The sequence below is a fragment of the Defluviitalea phaphyphila genome (assembly GCF_001466305.1).
In the GTDB taxonomy this organism is placed as follows: Bacteria; Bacillota; Clostridia; order Lachnospirales; family Defluviitaleaceae; genus Defluviitalea_A; species Defluviitalea_A phaphyphila.
In genome coordinates this window covers 34,329-56,272 of record NZ_JWID01000011.1, presented here as the reverse complement: position 1 = coordinate 56,272, position 21,944 = coordinate 34,329, and the positions used below count along the sequence as shown (strand labels likewise).

Genomic DNA, 21,944 nt, shown 5'->3' with positions numbered 1-21,944 from the left:
TTTCTATCTTTCCTTGCCTACTGGCTTTTAATCAATCTTGGAATTGATTGGGTTTTTATTTGGCGCTGTTTAGTTTTCAAGGATCAAATTTTGTCGTTTTTTGCGACAACGAAATCCATTATATCAACTTGCCGCAATCTTGTCAACAACTTTTTTTATTTTTTTAATAATGGCGGAGAAGGAGGGATTTGAACCCTCGCGCCGATTACTCGACCTATGCCCTTAGCAGGGGCACCTCTTCAGCCACTTGAGTACTTCTCCTTGCGTCTTAAACGCAAGAGTCATTATACTAAAACACATATTATATGTCAAGATTTTTTATTTAAAATTTAATGTAAAATATTGTAATTTATTAAATTTTTATTTATCGTTGATATTATTTAGGTTTATCCTAATTGTTTTTATCTATATTTTCTCCGCCCAAACTATCTATATAAAAATCTCTTACTATCAATATTTATTTTTTATTTTGTAAAATAAACATCTATATCTTTTATCTCCCCATTTCTTACCTTTAAAGCATTATCTTCATTAATATATGCTCCTAAAATTTCTATTATTTTATTTTCATTAGTTTTTAAAATTATTTTTCTAATACATACTTTATTATCTCCATATGTATTTTTCTTAGATGGATTATGATAAGTTACTTTACACTTTCCTAAAAATTTGAATGATACTTGACCGTTTTCATCAAATAACCATCCTGGAAGGATTGGTGAAAAACATAAACATAATTTATTATCCTTTAATATAAAAGGTTTTTTCCCAACCATCATTATATTCCACATACTTAAAAATTCTGCTGTTGACCCACTTAATCGTGCAACATATCCTCTACCATGAACAGATTCATCAGGATTTGAACTACTAGCAATAAAAGAGGAATTTTCTAATGTGCTTCTTCCATATATATTAGGATTTAAAAAAGGAATCATTACATTTTTCATATCTTCAAAAAATTCATCATACAAATTTGCCTTTAGTATTTCTAACATATATTTATATTCCATATGTAAAAAAATTGATTCATTTTCTAACCATCCTGGCGTAAATGCTCGTCCTCTTCCAATATCATATGGCTGGTTTTCTAATGATTCGCATATTTTATACATTTTTAATTTTTTATCATATATATTGCTATTTCTAATATTTTTATATAAAACTCTAGCTTTTTCTGAATCATTTAATACTTTTAATGCCCTTGTTGGTCCTTCTAAAAAGTAAGGCATAACAACTGGACTAAATTTCTTTACCTCTACATTAGGTAATCCTTTTTTATTAAGTTTAACTTTTCCTTTCTCTTTTAATACTTCAAAATCCTCTACTTGAAAGTAAAAATAAGTTGGATATATTCCATTTCCAAACTCTAATGCCTTTTCAATACCTTTATTTATTTTTTCTAAAAATTTTCTTAATATATTTTTTATTTCTTTAATAGAAATCTCTTTTTCATCTCCATCTAATCCAAATTTTATTTTTTCTCTATATTTTTCTCTTGCAAAAGCTACTTGATCCCAATAAATAAAATCTTTATTCTTATTTTCTGAAGAATTGTACTCATTCAAATATTTTTCAACTGTTTTTAATAATTCAAATATTTCTATTGGAAGTAAAATTTTATACTCATCTTCTTTATCAATATTTAATAAAAATAAAATTATTCTTTTTAATTCCATTGTTTCAGCTATACTTGAGCCAAAAATGCCAGGTAATCCATTCATGGAATCATTCCACCCAGGTTTATTAGCTTCCATTTCAATTCCCATTCCATAAGGGTCCATTGTAGCAAATTTAATTAATGCCAAAGATGTTAATTTTACAAATAAATTAGTGTAATAAATAGTTCCTTTTCCCTTTTGTGTTCTTACCCAATATTTCATTTTTGTTCTTTTTTCAATGATTTTCTTCTTTTCTTCATCAATTTCAATAGAATCAAACTGACGGGGTTTCCCATCTACTAATACATATTTATCTTTTCTTGGTAAAACAAATGCATAGCTATCATAAAACATATAATCTTTTTTATTAAATAAAAGCTCCTCTTTTTTATCTGGATATATTGACAAATAATTTTCAATTAAATCCATATTATATGTCCAGTGATCAATCCAATATCCTTCTCCAAATTCTGCTTCAAAATTTTCAGTGGAATATGTTAATACTTTTTTTAAAAATTCTTCTTCACAAATACTTAATTTTATTTTATTTTCTTCAATGAACATTAATAATTTTCCTGGTGTATAAGAGTTTTTTAATATTTCTTTTATTTTGAGCTTATCTTCTTCATTAACAATATAAGAAAATAATAAATGTATTTTATCTTCATCTATATTAAATGTACAACCTTTTATTACTAAAGGATTATATCCATCTGCTTGAATTAAATTCATAAATATTTTAATATTAAAGTCTCCTATTTTAGGATTAAAAAATATATCATTTCTTCTATTTTGATTTGTATCTCTAAAATTACCATTCCCCTGTGAATAATATTCCGGAAGTATAGAAAAGAAATTATAATCTCTTTCTAAATCTCCATGTTTTCTTGAATACACATAATATACAAAAAAATCTTTGTCTTTTTCCAATAAAATAGGATATCCACCTCTTAATATGTTATCTATATAATTTTGCTCTACATATAAGTCAAATAATTTAGAAGATGTTTTAGTTTTAATATCATCAGTTAATTCTCTGATAACTTCTCTTGATTGTTTTTCTTTTTCTTTCATATATGAAACATTAGTAATTTTCTTTACTTGTTTATTAATAATATTAATATCATTTACATATCCTATTACAGTATAAAATTCTATAGTTTCTTTAGGTTGTAATTCTTTAATAATTGGAGAAAAACCACAAGGTACTTTATTTGCTGTATTTTTTTTCATTTTTAATAATTCTTTTAAAGGTTTTTTTATAAAAATTTGAGGATAATATAATGATGTATCATACCCAAAAATATTTTCTATATCCACTAAAGGCTGTAATAATTCTTCTTCATTTGAAATAAAACTAATATAAAAATAACCCCCATTAATCTCTGTAACTTGTGCTGTATCTTCTGTACTAGAACGAACTTTATAATATGGAATTCTTTTTTCTATATTAAAAACATCCATCCATGCTTTTAAAGTATTTCCTACAGATTTATATGCCATATGATTAATTCCAAAAGGAAGAATAACAGGTATACCATCTAATATTTCAAGCTTCATTACATAATCTGATATATTTTTAATATTTACTTTTCTTACTAATCCTCCAAACTTTTCATTAGGTATATTAAAATATGTTATATTAATTTTTAATCCTTCTTTTTTATTGTTTTCTTCAATTTCTAAAATATTAGGTTCTATATACATTTTTTCTACGGAATCTCTATTGTTTAAAGTAGGGGAAAAAGGCTCATAAAAAGTAGTATTATTATCTATAGTTTTTTTTATAAATGTTCTAAAACCTTTTGTTGAAACATTTTGATATGCTTGATTTGCGGGGAAAAATTCCATAATAGAATTATCTTTATCTTTTATTCCAAAACTACAAATTCCCTGCCCTCTATTAACATAAAACACCCACATAGGTATACCCTTAATTCCTGCAATTCCCGATAAAAAACTAGAAAACGGGTTCTTTTGTTGATAATTTTCAATTACAAATCTTTCTTTACTATCTAAATAATATTCACTCATTTTTCTCCTCCATTATCATACTAATTTAATTTATTTAAAAAATCTTTTTATTTCATTCTAATAAAAGAACAAAATAAAAAGATAGGATATAAATTTTTGTTTTGGTATTATTATTTTATTTAAAAAATCTCTGCTTAATTGCAGAGATTTTTATTCACAAATTAATGTCATTATAGAATGGGCTAAACTCTTATATTTTGCTATATTATCATCTAATTTTAATTGAAAATCAAAAGATTTTCCTGTTGGATTCATAATAATAACTACTACTTTCCCATCTTTATTAATAAATGCAGTTGTTTGAATATCTTTATTTTCTGTTTTACAGCCTATTCTTTTTGCGCCAGGACGAATATATTTACTAAAATGCCCTAAATAATAATAAGAACTTTGATAATAAATTTTCTTATTATTAGTATCAACAATAATAGGAGCATCACAATAATTACCTACATGATTAGGTCCACCCTTTTCATTTAATACCATATTCCAATCTACCCAAGCGACAGTCCAATTATTTAAATCATTAATTATATTATATCCATATCTTTCTCCTATATCCCAAGACCCTAGTTTAACTCCTCCTTCTATACATCCTTCTGTAAATACTAATTTTTTATCTGGAAATTCTTCATGAGTTTTTGCAAGGTTATAAAATTGGTCTCCTGAATACCAATGAAAACCTATTCCCCAAATATACTTTGCTGCTTCTTTATCAGATAAAATAACTTTTGCTCTATCATATAATGCATCTCTATTGTGGTCCCATACCATAATTTTTATATGTTCTAATCCTTCTTTTTTAAGAGTTGGTCCTAAATTATTTTTTACAAAATCCCTTTCTTCTTCCGCAGTATATCTACAAGAATCCCATACTTGAGTTGCATCAGGTTCATTTTGTACTGTAATTCCCCAAATATTAATACCTTCTTTTTCATACTCTTTTATATATTTAGCATAATACCTTGCCCATACATCTTTATATTCTTCTTTTAATTTTCCTCCATTATTCATTTCACCATTTGTTTTCATCCAAGCTGGAGGACTCCATGGAGATGCAAATAATTTAAAATTAGCACCTTCAACTTTCATTGCATCTTTAATAAAAGGTATTAACCGAACTCTATCTCTAGAAATGTCAAAATGTTTTAATTCTATATCTCCTTCTACTTCATCATAAGAATAATTTTCAGTAGAAAAATCACAACTATTAATATGGGTACGACAAAATGTATATCCTATTCCTTCTTCTGGGTGAAAATAAGCCCTAATAATTTCATCTCTTTGATTTGATGAAATCTGAGATAAAACATAAGCTCCTGCATCTGTAAAAGCTCCACCAAAGCCTATTATTTCTTGAAATTTTTCATTAGGATTAATATCTACTGTTAATAAATTTTTGTCATTTTCTTCATCTTTTAACTTTTTAAAATAAATTTCTTCTTTCTTTTTTAATCTATCATCAGTATCTTTTACAGATTGAATTATAGTAATTTTATTTAATTTTTTGCTCATTGATATCCCCCTAAAATAACTTTTAATACTTCTCAATTTTATAATGATTATATATACATTAAAAGATAACAAATTTTATTTTTGTTATCTTTTTTTTAGATTAAAAAGCTATTTTACTATTTTTTTTCTATATTCACTGGGGGAAATACCTGTTAATGATTTAAACACTTTCATAAAATGTTTTGGATTTTGATAACCTACTTTTTCTGAAACTTCATAAATTTTATAATCTGTATTATTTAAAAACTCTTTTGCTTTTTCTATCCTCACATATTTTAAATAATCAATAAAATTCATTCCTGTCCTCTCTTTAAATAATTGTGAAAAATAAGAATAATTTAAAGAAACATAATTAGACACAACAGCCATATTTAAATCTTTATAATAATTTTTTTGAATATATTCTATAGCCATATCTATTTCATTTTCTACTTTATTTTCTTTTTTTAATAATATGAGATATTCATTAATTTCTTCTAAATATTTTTTTAATACTTTAATATACTCATTTATATGATTAAATCTATTTATAGCTGTAATCTCTCCATATTTTTGTTTTAATTTTTCCATTTCCTGTGGAATCTTATTGTTAAAATAATTAATTATATAATAATTTATATACTCTATTATTTGTTCATAATATTGAATATGATAATTTTCTATATGTTCTATATCAAATACTTTATCTAATAAATTTAAAGCTTTTTCATATCTCTGAGTTCCTAACATTTGTCTTATTTTTATAATTTCATTTTCTAAATTATTTACTATTTTAATTTTATTTTTTATTTGCTCATAATAAACTACATTAATATTTTCAGATAGAATAAATCTATGACTATAAATTTCACAAGCTTGTAAATATAATTTTCTAATATCAGTAATTTCCTTTCCAAGATTACTTACGCAAATAAAAAATTTTTTATTTATTTTTTTATTTAAATATGTAATAAATTCATCAAAATTAATTTTTTCATCTACAATAAGTACCAACTGCTTTTTTACATTCCAAAAACAAAGTACATTAATTTGTTGTTTTATAAAATATTTATCTACATATTCTTTTAATTCATTATTATTTTCTAATACATAATTATTTTTTATATATTTATATGACAATATACATACATAAAATGTTTTGTTAAATATATCAATTTTAATAGTATCCATAATATTTTGTATTTCTTCTTTTGTTATATAGTCATTTAAAAAAATATAATTTAATTCATTATTATAAAATTGTTTAATAAATTTATTTATATTTTCTTCTTGTTTTTTTAATTTTTCTTCTTCTTTTATTTCATTTTCTATTTGTTTTAATAAATCTATTAGTTCATTTTTATCTACAGGTTTTAAAATATATGCCTTTGCTCCATATTTTAATGCTTCTTGTGCATAATTAAACTCATCATAGCCACTTAAAATAATAATTTTAACTTTCTTATTTTTATTATGTATTTTTTTTATAAGTTCTATCCCGTCCATTTTAGGCATACGAATATCAGTAATTAATATATCTATATCATCTTTTTCTAACCTTTCTATAGCATCTTGCCCATTTTTGCTCTCATAAATATTTTTAATAGGTAAATTTTCTCTTTCAATAATTTTTTTTAATCCCCATCTAATAAATTTTTCATCATCTACTATTAAAATATTCCTCATCTTCTAGTCTCCTTCTTAAATCATGATAATATGGCAAAATAAGTCTAACTTTTGTATAACAATTTTCTTTACTCATAATTTCTAATCCATATTCCTCTCCATAAAAAACTTGAATCCGTTCATGAATATTTTTAAGCCCTATTCCATTTCCTTTTTTAACAAATTCTTTATTCTCTTTAGAATATATATTTTCCCTGACTTCATGTAATTTTTCTAAACTCATACCTATTCCTGTATCTGAAATTTCAATAATTACTTTTTCATCTTCTCTATAAGATTTTATACGAATAACTGCATCTTCTTCTAATGGATTTATACCATGTTTAATTGCATTTTCCACTGCAGGCTGTAAAGACATCTTTAATATTTCATATTGCATTAAATCAGACTCTATATCAATATTTAGATAAACTTGATAATCATATCGTATATTAATTAATTTAATATAATTTTTTATATATTCTATTTCTTCTTGTAATTTTACAACTTGTATTTTCCACCTCATACTATATCTCATTAATTTACCTAACGAAGTAACTACATCAGAAATTTCATAAGCTTCTTGTATTTCTGCCATCATTTTTATAGCTTCTAATACATTATAAATAAAATGAGCATTTATTTGAGATTGTAATGCACTGATTTGAGCATCTTTTGTTAATTTGTGTTTTTTTAAAACAACTTTTATTAAATCATTAATTTTCTTTAACATTAATCTTAAATTATAAGCTAACTCTCCTATTTCATCATTACCAACTACAGGTATCTCTATATTTAAATTACCTTTTTGTACTTCTCTCATAGATTGAATAATAAGTTTAAGTTTTTTTAAAATAATAGATGTAATAAAATAAGTAAATATCGAAAGAACGAATATTAATATAAAACTTGTTATTAAAACTATATTAAGCATATCTTTGCTATTTGATAGTAAATCTTTTACATAAATAATTTTATAAATATAGGTATCAAGTACATCTATATATTGATATACAGCTATTACTTTTTGATTATCTAATTCCAAAAATCCCTTTTGCCCTTTTTTACTTTCAATTAACTTATTTTTAATATTTTGAATATTTAAGTTATTATTTTTTAAAAAATCATTTTCAAAATCAAAATAAATTTTATCATTACTATCTATAAAACACATAAAAGAATTTTTTTCATCACTATCATTTTGATTATATAAATAATAAAAAAATGTTTGTGTAGGCATAGATATTTCAATGAATCCTAATCCATCTTTTCCATATTCAGTAATTTTGGTATATAAAGAAGTAATAAAAATCGGCTGTGATTCTTCCAAATGTGTAAGAACATCTTGATGATTAAAAATCCAATATTGTTTTGCATTAGACTCTTTTAATTTTGTATACCAACTTTCTTTTTCTATCCTTGAAACATGATAAATTATAGGCCATCTTTCTAATATTTTTTCATTTTCAATAAAAATTCTAATTCTATATAAATCGGGATTGCTAAATTGTATTCTTTCTATTTCTTTTACATGAGTTCTTGTAAATTCAAGTAATTCCTTAGTCGTAACTTCTTCTTTTGTATCAATAAAATTCATCAATTCTCTATTAGATATAATGGTTTTATAAATTCTATTAAAAGTTTCTATATTATGTTCTATATCATTTTTTATATTATCTACATCTTGATAAGCCTGCTGCAATAATTTTTCATTTATATTTTTTTTATAATCATTAAAAAAATATAATGCAAATCCTATAATGGGAATAGCTAAAATAAACATATATGCATAAATTAATTTTTTTAAAAGGCTCATACTTTTAAAATGAGATATAATACTTTGAACTAATAAATATATACTTTCCCGTAATTTATACATTTTCATAGTAATATAACCGTTCCTTTTGTTATAATTAAAATATATCATTAAAAATTATATTTATAAAAAATATAACAACTTTACTATAACATAAATATATAATAAATAGACATATATTTAAATTTATAAATTATAGAATATTTTATTTATTTAATATATGACACAAAAAACCCAGATTTCTCTGGGTTTTTATTATTTAATTCCAAGTTTTTCTTTATTTTCATCTACTTTCTTTTGCATGTACTCAACAACTTTTTCATATCCTTGCTCTTCTCTATATTGTAAAAATTCATTAAATATTGCATCAAATTCTTCTTCTGATTCCGCTAAAATTAATTGTGGCAATATAGTTCCCCATTTATTTTGTATCTTAGATAATATAATTCCTTCTTCTGAATCTGTAGGAGGAGTAATATTATCATACTGCCCTACAAATTGTACATATGGTTTTGTCCATTCTTGAGGTTGACGTAAAGGTTCTTCTAATTCTGGTGTCCATTGTGATTGAATTCCTAAATCCATTAACATCCAATAAGTATTATCACATCCATACATTTTATCAAAAGCTGATCTATCTTGTGATAATAGTTCTTTAACTTCTGGTTTTAATTGATCTTTTCCATCAATAGTATCATAGGTAACACCTTTTGGCCCTAAAAATACATCTTTTTGTCCTTCTTCACTCATTAAATAACTTAAAAATTTAATAGCTCTTTCAGGATCCTTACAATTTTTAGAAATCATTGTAATAGTCCATCCTGCAATCCCACCTCCATCTAAAGTAGGATCATCTAAGTTTGAATTTGCTGGCCCTGGAACTGCTATATATACTGAATTAGGGTCTTTACTGTATAATGCTTTTTGAGGTGCTTGCATATCCCAATTTTGATATAACATACAAAAATATCTACCTTGTGTTATTTTTTCTTCCATCTGTGCTCTTTTATCTACAAAAATATCTTTAGCTATTAATCCTTCTTCATTAGCTTGTCTAAACACTTTTAACCATCTTATGTATTCAGGGTCTGTTGTTCTATCATATAACTTTCCATCTTTTTCTCTAGGAATAGCTAAAAAGTTTTGAAGATATGTTTCAAAGGAGTAGTTTCCTGTATCTGTAAATTCATGAGCTCCAAAAGGAATTAAAGGTTGACCATTAACTTCTGGAAACATTTCTTTTGCTTTTCTAAGTGCATCAAGAAATCCTTCTGGAGTTCTCATATCTGGACTTCCTATAGCTTCATACATATCTTTTCTTACTAAAAATGTTTGATTAGAATAAATATCATATTTTTCATAATCTGATGGGCTATATGATGCATTAGGATAACCATATACATTTCCATCTTCTTCTGTATACCAACCTAATCTTGCAGGATCTGCAACTGTATAAAAATAAGGGTCATATTTATCGGCAAGTTCATTTAATGGATATACTAGTCCTCCCTCAATCATTGTATCAACCTGTGATTCCCACCAACCTAATGTAATAAAATCAGGTAAAGTGTCAGATACTATCATAGTATTTAATTTTTCTGCTTCATTTCCTGCTGGAACAATAAAATTAATATTTACACCGGTTTTTTCCGTAATATATTTAGAAGTTTCATCTCCTCCCCATTGATTAGCAAACCAAGAAAAATTAAGATACCAGTCAAAAGTAATAGGAGAAGTATCCTCTTTCCAACCCGGCGTATCTGCTGAAACCATTTCTTTATTACTTTCATCTTGGCTTTCCATATTACTATTTTCATTACTTATTGTTTCCTCAGTTGTTTTACCACATCCTGATAATAATGAAGTTATCATAATAATTATCATTACAAAAATTCCAGTTCTTTTAAAGATGTTTTTCATAATAATTCCCCCTATCTTGTTTATTTTTTATATTAAAAATATTATCCTTTCACTGAACCTAAAAGCATTCCTTTTACAAAATATTTTTGTAAAAAAGGATATACACATACTATAGGAAATGTAGTTATTACCATTGTTGCTAACTTAATAGAAGTAGAAGTTATATTTGCTTTACTAATTCCCCCCGGAGCATTCATTAACATTTGATTAGAAGTTGCTTGAGCAATTACTTTATACAAATAAGTTTGTATAGGCTGTAAATCTGGATTATTAATGTAAATTACACCAAAGAAATAATCATTCCAATGGAATACTCCTGTAAATAAAGCAATGGTAGCGATAACAGGTGCTGATAATGGTAAAATTATTTTCCAAAAAATAACAAAGTGATTAGCTCCATCAATCATTACAGATTCTTCTAATGCCTTTGGAATTTCTTTAAAAAATGATACAAAAATAATAAGATTAAAGAAATTAAACATTGTTGGAAATATATAAACCCAAAAACTATCTAATAATCCAAGATTTTTCATAAGTAAAAAATTAGGAATTAATCCTCCATTAAAAAACATTGTAATAATACCTATAGTCAAATAAACCTTTCGCCCAACTAAATCTTTTTTAGAAAAAGCATAAGCAACCATAGCAGTAAATAACACATTTGTAACAGTACCAATTACAGTTCTTGCAATAGTAACACCAAAAGCTTTAATAATTCCTATATTTTGAAATACTGCTTTATAACTTTCTAAACTAAATTTTCTTGGCCACCAATAAATTCCTCCAAGCATAGCATCTGTGCCATCATTAAATGAAAGTACAAGTGTATACCAGATTGGATATAAGGTAATAAAACAAATAAAAATCATTAAGCAAGTATTAAAAATATCAAATATAATTTCTTTTTTATCTTTTCTTTTAAAAGCATTTATCATATTTATCCCCCTTTCTAAAATAAAGAATTTCCTTTTAGTTTTTTTGTAACAAAATTTGCAATTATTAAAAGTATTAATGCAATAACAGATTTAAATAATCCTACAGCTGTTGCATAAGAAAATCTAGCAGATTGAATTCCTATTCTATAAACATAAATATCTATTACTTCACTCATTGATTGATTTAAGGAATTTCTAAGTACAAAAATTTGGTCAAAATTTGTATTTAATAAATTTCCTACAGCAAGAATAAACAATACAGCAATTGTTCCTTGAATACAAGGAATAGTAATATATTTTATTTTCGCTAAACGTCCTGCACCATCCATTGTAGCTGCTTCATATAATTCTGGATCAATTCCTGAAATAGCAGCTAAATAAATAATTGCTGACCATCCTAGCTCTTTCCATATATCTGATATAACAGCAATTCCCCAAAAATATTTTGGTTCTGATAAAAATGTAATAGGTTTATCTAGTACTCCAAATTTTATTAATAATTCATTAATAATTCCCGTTTCAGACAACCAATTTATCATAATTCCACCAAGCACAACCCATGAAAGAAAATGAGGTAAATATGAAATAGTTTGCACTGTTCTTTTAAATCCTATATGTCGTATTTCATTTAATAAAATGGCAAATATTATTGGCAAAGGAAATCCTATTATTAATTTTAATAAACTAATCCCCAATGTATTTCTGATGACCATATAAAAATTCTCATCTTTAAAAAATTCAACAAAATGTTCAAGCCCAACCCACGGAGCTTCCGAAATAGGTTTAATTATACTATAATCTTTAAAAGCAATTATAATTCCATACATTGGAATATAGTTAAAAATTATCATCCAAATAATACCTGCCCAAGCCATAATTTGTAATTCTTTTTGCCTTTTTAATTTTTGCCAAAATTTATTGATTTTTTTCTTTTTTCTTAGTTTAGATGTACAATTTTTTAAAGTTGTTTCTTTTACCATATGACTCCTCTTTTCTTTATGCAATTTATATATATTACATATCATAATAATTTTTTCTTTATTATATTATTAATAATAAAGAGATAAAAGATATTTTATTTCATGTTAGGTATATATTTTTTAGTATAAAAAATTATTATTTAAATTTATTTTTTATTAATTTTGACAAAAATTTATAAAAAAAGAGCTAATATATTCACTAGTGAATATATTAGCTCTTTTTTCACTTTTATTTTACTTTTATAATTCTTTTACTATAGATTTCATTAATCTAATAAATTTAGGTTTTGTTTCGTTAGCTACTTTAACTATTTCTTCATGATTTGGTGGATGCATTATATAAGGATTAGCAATATCAGTAATGCATGAAATCCCTAATACTTTCATACCTCCATGATTTGCTACTATTACTTCTGGTACCGTGGACATTCCTACTGCATCAGAACCAATTTTTATAAGCATTTTTAATTCTGCTTTAGTGCAATAACTAGGCCCTGAAATAGGAGAATATACTCCTGTTGTAATATCTATATTTTCTTTTTTAGCTACATTTTTTGCCAATTTTATTAACTCTTTATCATAGGCTTCTGACATATCAGGGAATCTAACTCCTAATCTATTATCATTAGGTCCTATAAGAGGATTGTCTCCCATCATATTTATATGGTCTTCTATAATCATTAAACTTCCTGGCTTTAAATCTTCCCTAAGTCCCCCTGCTGCGTTAGTTACTAAAAGAATTTCTACTCCTAAAGCTCTCATTACCCTAACAGGAAAAGTTACTTCTTGCATACTATATCCTTCATAATAATGAAAACGTCCCTGCATTGCCACTACTTTTTGACCTTCTAACTCTCCTATAATAAGTTTACCTTCATGTCCTTCTACTGTAGATATTGGGAAATGAGGAATATCTTTGTAATCTATTTTTATGGAATTTTCTATTTCTTCTCCTAAAGAACCTAATCCTGAACCTAATATAAGTCCTATTTTAGGAACTACATCTGTTTTAGTTTCAATCCATTTTTTTGCTTCTTGAATTTTTTCAAACATATTAACTCCTCCTATAATTTATTTATCTCTTACCTGGGTCATAAGGTTCCCCTGCTGCTTTAGGACCAACTGAATTTTTAGAAAAGATAATAAGGGCAAGAATAGTTACAACATAAGGAAATGTATTAAAATAAATATTAGGCATTTTCTTTAAGGCTTCAAATAACTGCGACATATCAGCTACTGTTTTTGCAAATCCAAAAAATAAAGATGCACCTAATACTCCAAAAGGCTTCCATTTTCCAAATATAAGAGCTGCCAAAGCTAAAAATCCTAATCCAGAATAAACATTAGCTGAAAATTCTCCATAATAAGTAGTAATTACTATAGCTCCTCCAAGTCCTGCTAAAATTCCTGATAAAATAACTCCTATATATCTCATTTTTATAACATTAATACCCATTGAATCTGCTGCTTGAGGATTTTCACCACAAGCCCTAAGATGATATCCAAAAGGAAGTTTATATAAAACATACCAACTAATAATAACAATAATAATAACTAAATAAGTTGTAGCATAAGCATTACTAAAAAAAAGTGGTCCAATTAAAGGTATTTTACTAAGTCCTGCTATATCATTTTTTATAAATCCCTTTATAATTTGGATATTAGCACTTCCAGTCAGTGACCTAGCTAGATATATGGTAATAGCTGATGAAAGCATATTAATAGCTGTACCACTAATAACTTGGTCTGCTTTCATATTAATACTAGCAAAAGCATGAATAATAGAAAAAACTCCTCCAGCTAATGCACCTATTATAATTCCCAATATAATAGCAAAATCTCCTAAAGATTCATAATTGCTTGATATAAAAAATGCGCTACTAAAAGCTCCTATACCCATTAATCCTTCTAATCCAATATTAACAACCCCACTTCTTTCACTAAATAATCCCCCTAAAGCTATAATCAAAAGTGGCGCTGTATAAGCTAGGGCTAAAGGAAATATGCTAGATAGTATATCAAACATTTTTTTCACCTTCTTTTCTATAAATAACTTTATTTATTTTAGATAAAAATCCTTTAATCATTAAATTAGCTGCTGCAAAGAAAATAATAACAGCTATTATAATTTCTATAAGTTCTTTTGGTACTTCTGTAGAAGCACTCATAAATAATTTCCCTGCATTCATAAATCCAAATAAAAATGATGAAAAAACAATTCCTATAGGATTATTTAGACCTAAAAGTGCAACAGCTATTCCATCAAAACCCTGTGTAGGTAATTCTCCTATTTTTATATTATTAGTATATCCTAAATAATAAACTGCTCCTGCAAGTCCTGCTAAAGTTCCAGATATCATCATAGAAAAAACTATATTTCTATTAACTTTCATTCCCGCATATTCTGCTGAATTAGGATTAAATCCTACAGCTTTTAATTCATATCCAAAAGTAGTTTTTTCTAAAATCCACCATATAATTATTACAGCAATAATAGAAAGAAATAAGCCTAAATTTACATAAGAACCTTTAAATAAACTACTAAGCCAATCTGTTCTAAGGGAGGCACTTTCTTTTATAACTGCTGATTCTGTATCAAAATTTCCTGGAATATAATTTGGCACAAAATAATATACACTCCAGTAAGCAATCCAATTCATCATAATAGTTGTAACAACTTCATGAACTTTAAATTTCGCCTTTAAAATTCCTGGAATAGACGCCCATAATGCTCCTGCTAAACCCGCAGAAATGACAGCAAAGGGAAGATGTATTATTCTTGGAAGATCAAATATAATTCCTATATATACTGCAATAAAACCACCCATTAACATTTGTCCTGCAGCTCCTATATTAAATAAGCCTGTTCTAAAAGCAAAAGCAACAGATAATCCTGTAAAAATAAGAGTAGTCATATTTAAAAGGGTATCTCCAAACCTTTTTATACTTCCATAAAATCCTGCTCCTTTTAATAATGCAGAGTATGCTTCTAAAGGATTATATCCTGAAAATAACATAATCAAAGCACCCATAATAAATCCTAATAGTACAGAAAGAAAAGGAATTATTTTTTTCTGATAATCTTCGTTTGTAAAATACTTAGATATTTTTTTCATTCTTATTTCCTCCCTTTGAACCTGCCATCATAAGACCTAATTCATTTTCATCAGTACTTTTAGCATCCACAATTCCTACAATATTTCCTTCATACATTACCGCTATTCTATCTGATACATTAAGTATTTCATCTAATTCTAAAGAAAATAATAATATAGCTTTACCTTTATCTCTTTCTTCAATTAGTCTTTTATGAATGTATTCAATAGCTCCTACATCTAATCCTCGTGTAGGTTGAGATACTACAAGAACTTGAGGAGATCTATCTATTTCCCGGGCAATTATCGCCTTTTGCTGATTACCACCAGACATACTTCTTACAATAGTTTTACTACCCTTACCACATCTTACGTCAAATTCTTTAATTAATCTATCTGAATATTTTCTTATTTCTTCCCTATTTAAAATACCCTTAGAGGAAAATGGACTTTTATAGTAGTTTTCTAATATCATATTGTCTTCTAATAGAAAATCTAACACTAATCCATGCTTATGTCTATCCTCTGGTATATGACCTAAACCTAATTCATTTCTTTTTCTTATAGACCAATCTTGTACTTCTTCACCATTTAATATAATTTTACCTGATTCTACCTTTCTTAATCCTGTAATTGCTTCAATTAACTCTGTTTGTCCATTTCCATCTACTCCAGCTATTCCTAATATTTCTCCTCCTCTTACTTCAAAAGATACATCTTTAACTGCAGTAATATCTCTATTGTCCTTTACATTAAGCTTGTCTACTTTTAATAAAACATCTCCTAACTTAGGTTCCCCTTTTTTAACCTTAAAGTTAACTTCATGTCCTACCATAAGTTCTGCCATCTTTTCAGTAGAAGTACTAGCTACATCTACTGTTGCAATACCTTTTCCTTTTCTTATAATTGTACATCTATTAGCTATAGCTTTTATTTCTTTTAATTTATGAGTAATTAAAATAATAGATTTTCCTTCATCTATAAGACGTCTCATAATATTCATTAATTCTTCTACTTCTTGAGGAGTTAAAACAGCAGTTGGCTCATCAAATATAAGAATATCTGCATTTCTATAAAGCATTTTTAATATTTCTACCCTTTGCTGCATACCTACAGAAATATCTTCAATCTTTGCATAAGGATCTACTTTAAGACCATATAAATTAGATAATTCTTTTATACGTTTTGCTGCTGATTTAATATCTATAGATAATCCTTTTGTTTTTTCCATTCCTAAAATAATATTTTCTGTAACTGTAAAATTATGTATTAATTTAAAGTGTTGATGGACCATCCCTATTCCAAGTTCAGTAGCAATATTAGGATTTGATATATTTACTTCCTTTCCTCTTACTTTAATAATTCCTTTATCTGGTTTATATAATCCAAATAAAATAGACATTAAAGTAGATTTACCTGCTCCATTCTCACCTAATAGAGCATGAATTTCTCCTGGTATCACCCTTAATGTAATATTATCATTAGCTACTATGCCAGGGAATTCTTTTCTAATATTTAACATCTCTATAACATAGTCCATATTATTTCCTCCAAATAATTTTTGATATTATTATTATATCATATTATTTTATTTATTATATATAGAGTCAAAAAAAAAACGCACTTAATAGCTGTGCGTTTTTTTAATCTATTAATTATTTAAAAATTCATCCAATTCTTCTTGTGTTGATGGAATTACTAAATTACCATCTATTACTTCTTGTTTTACTTCTTCAAGTTTATTTATAACATCTTCTGATAGATTTGGATTTTCTTCTGGAATTCCTACCGCATTTTCTTTAAGACCTAATGTAACTATTTCCCCACCTGGAAATGTTCCATTTAATGCTGCATCAATATAGTTATATGCTGCTAAATCTATTCCTTTTACTGCTGAAGTTAAAGTAACTGATTCACCAGTTGAAATTTTCCCTGTTTCATACTGATCTATATCAACACCAATTACATATACTTCTTCACCTTTTTCAGCTCTTTGTTTAGCTTCACTAAATACTCCTAATCCTGTACCACCGGCAGCATGGAATATGATATCTGCACCTTTATCATACATTCCTGCAGCTAATGTTTGCCCTGCCGCAGCATCATTAAATGTTCCTTGATAAATATAATCAATTATTTCTGCATTTGTTCCATAAGTTTTATTTGCATAATGAACTCCTGCTTGATATCCCCAACCAAATTTTTGAACGGCTGGCACTTCCATTCCACCTATAAAACCTAATTTATTTGTTTTAGTAGATAGGGCAGCAGTAACTCCTGCTAAAAACCCTGCTTCATGTTCATTAAATAAAACACATACTGTATTATCATGTTTTACAAAATCAAAACTATCTTCACTATGAGTAGTTCCATCAATTAAAATAAAATATATATCTTCATTATTTGCAGCTGCCTCATTTACTGCTGTTTCAAATTTATATCCTGGAGTTACAATAATCTTATGTCCTGTATCAATTAAATCATTAATAGCATTAATATAATTTGTATGCTGTTCTCCTTCAGGTTGAAGATATCTTACCTCAATAGCTCCTTCATTTTCTTCTGAATATCTTACAATTCCTTTCCAAGTTCCTTCATTAAAAGATTTATCATCGATAGTTCCTGAATCTGTAGCCATACCTACTTTAACTGCTTCTGATTCTTCTTTATTACCACACCCTGTTAATGCAATAGAAAAAATAAAAACTAAACTTAATAGTAAGCTAATTGTTTTTTTACTCATTAGTTTCCCTCCTTTAATATATTCAACAACATTTTAACACATTCTTCATTTTTTGTCATTACAATATTTCATATATAAATAATTTAAACTATTTATCATATATTTATACACAAAATAATTTTTAGTCTATATATGAAACTGCTTGTCTTCCCATTTGATTCCAAGCTTCTTTAAAATCTTCTTTTAATGCTTTTATATTTTTTTGAGAATAATATGGATCATTAAAATAAACATATTGTTCATCATATCCGGTAATTACAACAGAATGGAGTTTATAAGTTATCTCAACAGGTCCTGTAGGGGTTATCCAAATTTCAAATTTATCTTCATCTAATTTTTTATAAGTTGTATTAGTAATAACCCAAACAGGTTTTCCTCTTGAAACAAATTGAAATAAATCTTCAAATTCACATCCTGTTAAATCTATAGTTTTATTTGGCATATATTCTTCCATTAATTCAACAATAGGTCCACTATAAACTCCATAGCCTGGATTTTCTAGAGAATACATATCTCCTACAAATCCATCATTTGGATTTCCATAATATGTTTTACCATCTTTTTTCGTCATTGGAGTAGTGTCTTTTTTTATTTTTTTAGCTAACTCCATTTTATCAACATTTATTCCCTTATAATTAAGAAGCATGGCTAAACTTGTAACCTCACAACCTCTTGGAAGCTCTGGATACTGTAAAATAGTAGGAACTTCTAATAAAATCTCTTTTTTTATTGGTTCTATATTAGACCAAATAAGATTTTTATTAGATAAAAAGTATATTTCTGATTTTTCTTTTTCTTTAGCAAAAAATACAGCTTCAGAAAAAGTATCATAATCATTAATAAACTTATTATCTCTATATAAGATGAATGGTTTAAAATTATCAAAAATCCATTCATCTTTATCTTTTTCTGTTACATAAGTATATCTATGTCTTTTACTATATTCTATGGCATCTTCTTTGTTATAAAAAGATTTGATTAAACTATTTTTATAGTAAACATGATAATTTATTGTATTTTGTATGTTTTCTTGAGTTATATTTTCCATTTCTTCCATTAATTTATTTGTATCTTGAAAGTATTTTATTCCTAAATATCCTAGTAAAATTAAAGATACTATACAAAATAAAATTACTTTTTTTTTAACTTCATTCTTCTTCAACAACCTTTTCTACAGATACTACAGATTCATCTTCTCCTAAATTCATTAATTTTACTCCTTGAGTAATCCTTCCTGTTTTTGATATTTGAGATACATTGATTCTTATAATAATTCCTTCTGAAGTAATCATCATTACTTCTTCTTTCTCAGATACCATTTTAATTCCTACTATTTCTCCTGTTTTATCTGTTAAACGATAAGTTTTTACTCCCTTACCGCCTCTTCTTTGAATATTAAATTCATTTATATCAGTTCTTTTTCCAAGTCCTTTTTGAGTAACAAATAATATATCATTACCTTCTGATAATAATCCTACTCCAATAACTTCATCATCTTTATTTAAATTTATAGCTTTAACTCCCATTCCAGTTCTTCCTATAGCTCTAACTTCTTCTTCTTTAAATACTATTCCATGTCCTTTTTTAGTTCCTACAAAGATTTTTTCACCTTTTTCTATATTTTTAACTTCTATTAATTCATCTTCATCTCTTAAGGTAATAGAATTTAAACCACCTTTTCTAATATTTTGGTATTCCATAATGCTTGTCTTTTTTATAAGACCTTTTTTTGTTACCATTAAAAGATATGTTCCTTCTTTATATTCCTTTACTGGAATTGCCGCCGTTATTTTTTCCCCAGAATCTAACTGAAGAAGATTAATAATAGCTGTTCCTCTAGCTGTTCTTGAAGCTTCAGGAATTTCATAAGCTTTTATGCGATATACTTTCCCTTTATTTGTAAAGAATAAAATATAATCATGGGTAGAAGTAATAAATAAATCTTCTATAAAATCTTCTTCTCTAGTTTGCATTCCTATAATTCCTTTTCCTCCCCTATTTTGACTTTTATAAGTATTTAGAGGAAGTCTTTTTATATATCCTAAATGGGTAGTGGTAATAACGCTAGTTTCTTCTTTTATAAGGTCTTCTAAATTAAATTCTCCTTCATCAACTTGAAATTTAGTTTTTCTTTCATCACTATATTTTTCTGAAATAATTAAAATTTCTTCTTTTATCACTCTATAAAGCTTTTTCTCATCCATAAGTATTGACTTTAATTCTTTTATAGTTTCTTGAAGTTCTCTATATTCATTGTCTATTTTTTCTCTTTCTAAACCAGTTAGGCTTCTAAGTCTCATATCTACTATAGCTTGAGCCTGTTTTTCTGAAAGATTAAACTCTTTTATAAGTCTTTCTTTAGCTTCTTGAGTACTTGAAGAAGATCTTATAATAGATATTACTCTATCTATATTATCAAGAGCTACTATTAAACCTTCTAAAATATGAGACCTTTCTTCTGCTTTTCTAAGATCAAATTTTGTTCTTCTTGTTACAACATCTTTTTGATGATTTAAATAATGAATAAGCATGTCCTTTAAATTTAGGGTTTTTGCTTCATTGTCAACTAAAGCAAGCATGTTAACACTAAATACATCTTGCATTTGAGTATATTTATATAACTGATTTAAAACAACATTTGCATTATGGTCTTTTTTTATCTCTATAACAATTCTCATTCCAGTACGGTCTGATTCATCTCTAATATCTGATATACCTTCTATTCTTTTTTCCTTAACTAAATCAGCTATTTTTTCAATTAATCTTGCCTTATTTACCATATAAGGGATTTCAGTTACTATAATTCTTTGCTTATTATTTGACATTTCTTCTATTTCAGCAACTGCCCTTACTTTAATTTTTCCTTTCCCTGTTCTATAAGCTTCTTCTATACCTTTTCTTCCTAATATGATAGCTCCTGTTGGGAAATCTGGACCTTTTATTATTGAAAGTAATTCTTCTATAGTAGTTTCCCTATCTTCTTCAACATAATTATCAATAATCTTTAAAACTCCATTTATAACCTCTTTTAAATTATGTGGAGGTATATTAGTTGCCATTCCAACAGCAATACCTGATGAACCATTAACTAATAAATTAGGAAATCTTGCTGGCAAAACTACAGGCTCTTTTAAAGATTCATCAAAATTAGGTCTGTAATCTATAGTTTCTTTTTCAATATCTGCTAAAAGTTCCATAGCTATTTTACTTAATCTAGCTTCAGTATATCTCATAGCTGCTGCGCTATCTCCATCTACAGACCCAAAATTTCCATGGCCATCCACTAAAGGATATCTAATAGAAAAATCTTGAGCCATTCTAACCATAGCGTCATATATAGAACTATCACCATGAGGATGATATTTACCCATGGTTTCCCCTACTATACGAGCAGATTTTTTATAAGGCTTATTAGGGCTTAATTTAAGTTCGTTCATAGCATATAAAATTCTTCTATGAACGGGTTTTAATCCGTCCCTAACATCGGGAATAGCCCTTGATATAATAACGCTCATAGCATAGTCTATGTAAGATTTTTTCATCTCATCTTGAATTTCTACTGGAATAATTTTATCAAATTCTCTTTCTTCCATTTTTACCT

15 protein-coding genes and 1 tRNA gene are annotated in these 21,944 nt (G+C 26.4%); 1 reads left to right on the top strand and 15 read right to left on the bottom strand.

Features of this window, described 5'->3' with window-relative positions:
- A partial coding sequence (locus tag OM90_RS13080) for a hypothetical protein (RefSeq protein ID WP_207643866.1) occupies nucleotides 1-192 on the top strand: 192 nt, incomplete at its 5' end.
- Here the strand turns inward: OM90_RS13080 and OM90_RS08250 are convergent.
- The 15 genes from OM90_RS08250 to gyrA form a co-directional block, all read right to left on the bottom strand.
- Nucleotides 171-261 (bottom strand) — tRNA-Ser (locus OM90_RS08250). The genes OM90_RS13080 and OM90_RS08250 overlap by 22 nt on opposite strands.
- Nucleotides 262-464: 203 nt before the next feature.
- The gene (locus tag OM90_RS08245) at nucleotides 465-3,695 is read right to left on the bottom strand and encodes a hypothetical protein (RefSeq protein ID WP_058486419.1); all 3,231 of its coding nucleotides are present in this window, start codon (nucleotides 3,693-3,695) and stop codon (nucleotides 465-467) included.
- Between the two features lie 150 nt (nucleotides 3,696-3,845).
- A complete protein-coding gene (locus tag OM90_RS08240; protein ID WP_058486418.1) occupies nucleotides 3,846-5,210 on the bottom strand; it encodes a glycoside hydrolase family 30 protein in 1,365 nt (454 codons plus the stop codon).
- A gap of 108 nt (nucleotides 5,211-5,318) precedes the next feature.
- Nucleotides 5,319-6,875 carry a response regulator transcription factor gene (locus tag OM90_RS08235; protein ID WP_058486417.1) on the bottom strand — a complete coding sequence of 519 codons (1,557 nt, stop codon included), beginning with the start codon at nucleotides 6,873-6,875 and terminating at the stop codon, nucleotides 5,319-5,321.
- The gene (locus tag OM90_RS08230) at nucleotides 6,850-8,670 is read right to left on the bottom strand and encodes a cache domain-containing sensor histidine kinase (RefSeq protein ID WP_160323647.1); all 1,821 of its coding nucleotides are present in this window, start codon (nucleotides 8,668-8,670) and stop codon (nucleotides 6,850-6,852) included. Before OM90_RS08230 ends, OM90_RS08235 begins: the two co-directional genes overlap by 26 nt.
- 255 nt (nucleotides 8,671-8,925) lie before the next feature.
- Nucleotides 8,926-10,590, bottom strand: coding sequence for an extracellular solute-binding protein (locus OM90_RS08225; RefSeq protein WP_058486415.1), 1,665 nt, complete (start codon nucleotides 10,588-10,590; stop codon nucleotides 8,926-8,928).
- A gap of 41 nt (nucleotides 10,591-10,631) precedes the next feature.
- Entirely contained in the window at nucleotides 10,632-11,525 is an 894-nt protein-coding gene (locus tag OM90_RS08220) for a carbohydrate ABC transporter permease (protein ID WP_058486414.1), read from the bottom strand.
- Between the two features lie 14 nt (nucleotides 11,526-11,539).
- Nucleotides 11,540-12,505: an ABC transporter permease gene (locus OM90_RS08215; protein WP_058486413.1), complete on the bottom strand. Its 966-nt coding sequence runs from the start codon at nucleotides 12,503-12,505 to the stop codon at nucleotides 11,540-11,542.
- A 240-nt stretch (nucleotides 12,506-12,745) separates the two neighbouring features.
- Nucleotides 12,746-13,558 (bottom strand): purine-nucleoside phosphorylase, encoded by an 813-nt coding sequence (locus OM90_RS08210; RefSeq protein ID WP_058486412.1) that lies wholly within the window; start codon nucleotides 13,556-13,558, stop codon nucleotides 12,746-12,748.
- Nucleotides 13,559-13,580: 22 nt separating this feature from the next.
- Nucleotides 13,581-14,531: an ABC transporter permease gene (locus OM90_RS08205; protein WP_058486411.1), complete on the bottom strand. Its 951-nt coding sequence runs from the start codon at nucleotides 14,529-14,531 to the stop codon at nucleotides 13,581-13,583.
- Nucleotides 14,524-15,621, bottom strand: a complete 1,098-nt coding sequence (locus OM90_RS08200; RefSeq protein WP_058486410.1) for an ABC transporter permease — start codon at nucleotides 15,619-15,621, stop codon at nucleotides 14,524-14,526. The genes OM90_RS08205 and OM90_RS08200 overlap by 8 nt, the downstream gene beginning before the upstream one ends.
- Nucleotides 15,605-17,140, bottom strand: coding sequence for an ABC transporter ATP-binding protein (locus tag OM90_RS08195; protein ID WP_058486409.1), 1,536 nt, complete (start codon nucleotides 17,138-17,140; stop codon nucleotides 15,605-15,607). The genes OM90_RS08200 and OM90_RS08195 overlap by 17 nt, the downstream gene beginning before the upstream one ends.
- Before the next feature lie 111 nt (nucleotides 17,141-17,251).
- A complete protein-coding gene (locus tag OM90_RS08190; RefSeq protein ID WP_058486408.1) occupies nucleotides 17,252-18,343 on the bottom strand; it encodes a BMP family lipoprotein in 1,092 nt (363 codons plus the stop codon).
- A gap of 121 nt (nucleotides 18,344-18,464) precedes the next feature.
- Entirely contained in the window at nucleotides 18,465-19,505 is a 1,041-nt protein-coding gene (locus OM90_RS08185; RefSeq protein ID WP_058486407.1) for a C39 family peptidase, read from the bottom strand.
- Nucleotides 19,492-21,936, bottom strand: a complete 2,445-nt coding sequence (gene gyrA / locus OM90_RS08180; protein WP_058486406.1) for a DNA gyrase subunit A — start codon at nucleotides 21,934-21,936, stop codon at nucleotides 19,492-19,494. Before gyrA ends, OM90_RS08185 begins: the two co-directional genes overlap by 14 nt.
- Between the last annotated feature and the right edge of the window lie 8 nt (nucleotides 21,937-21,944).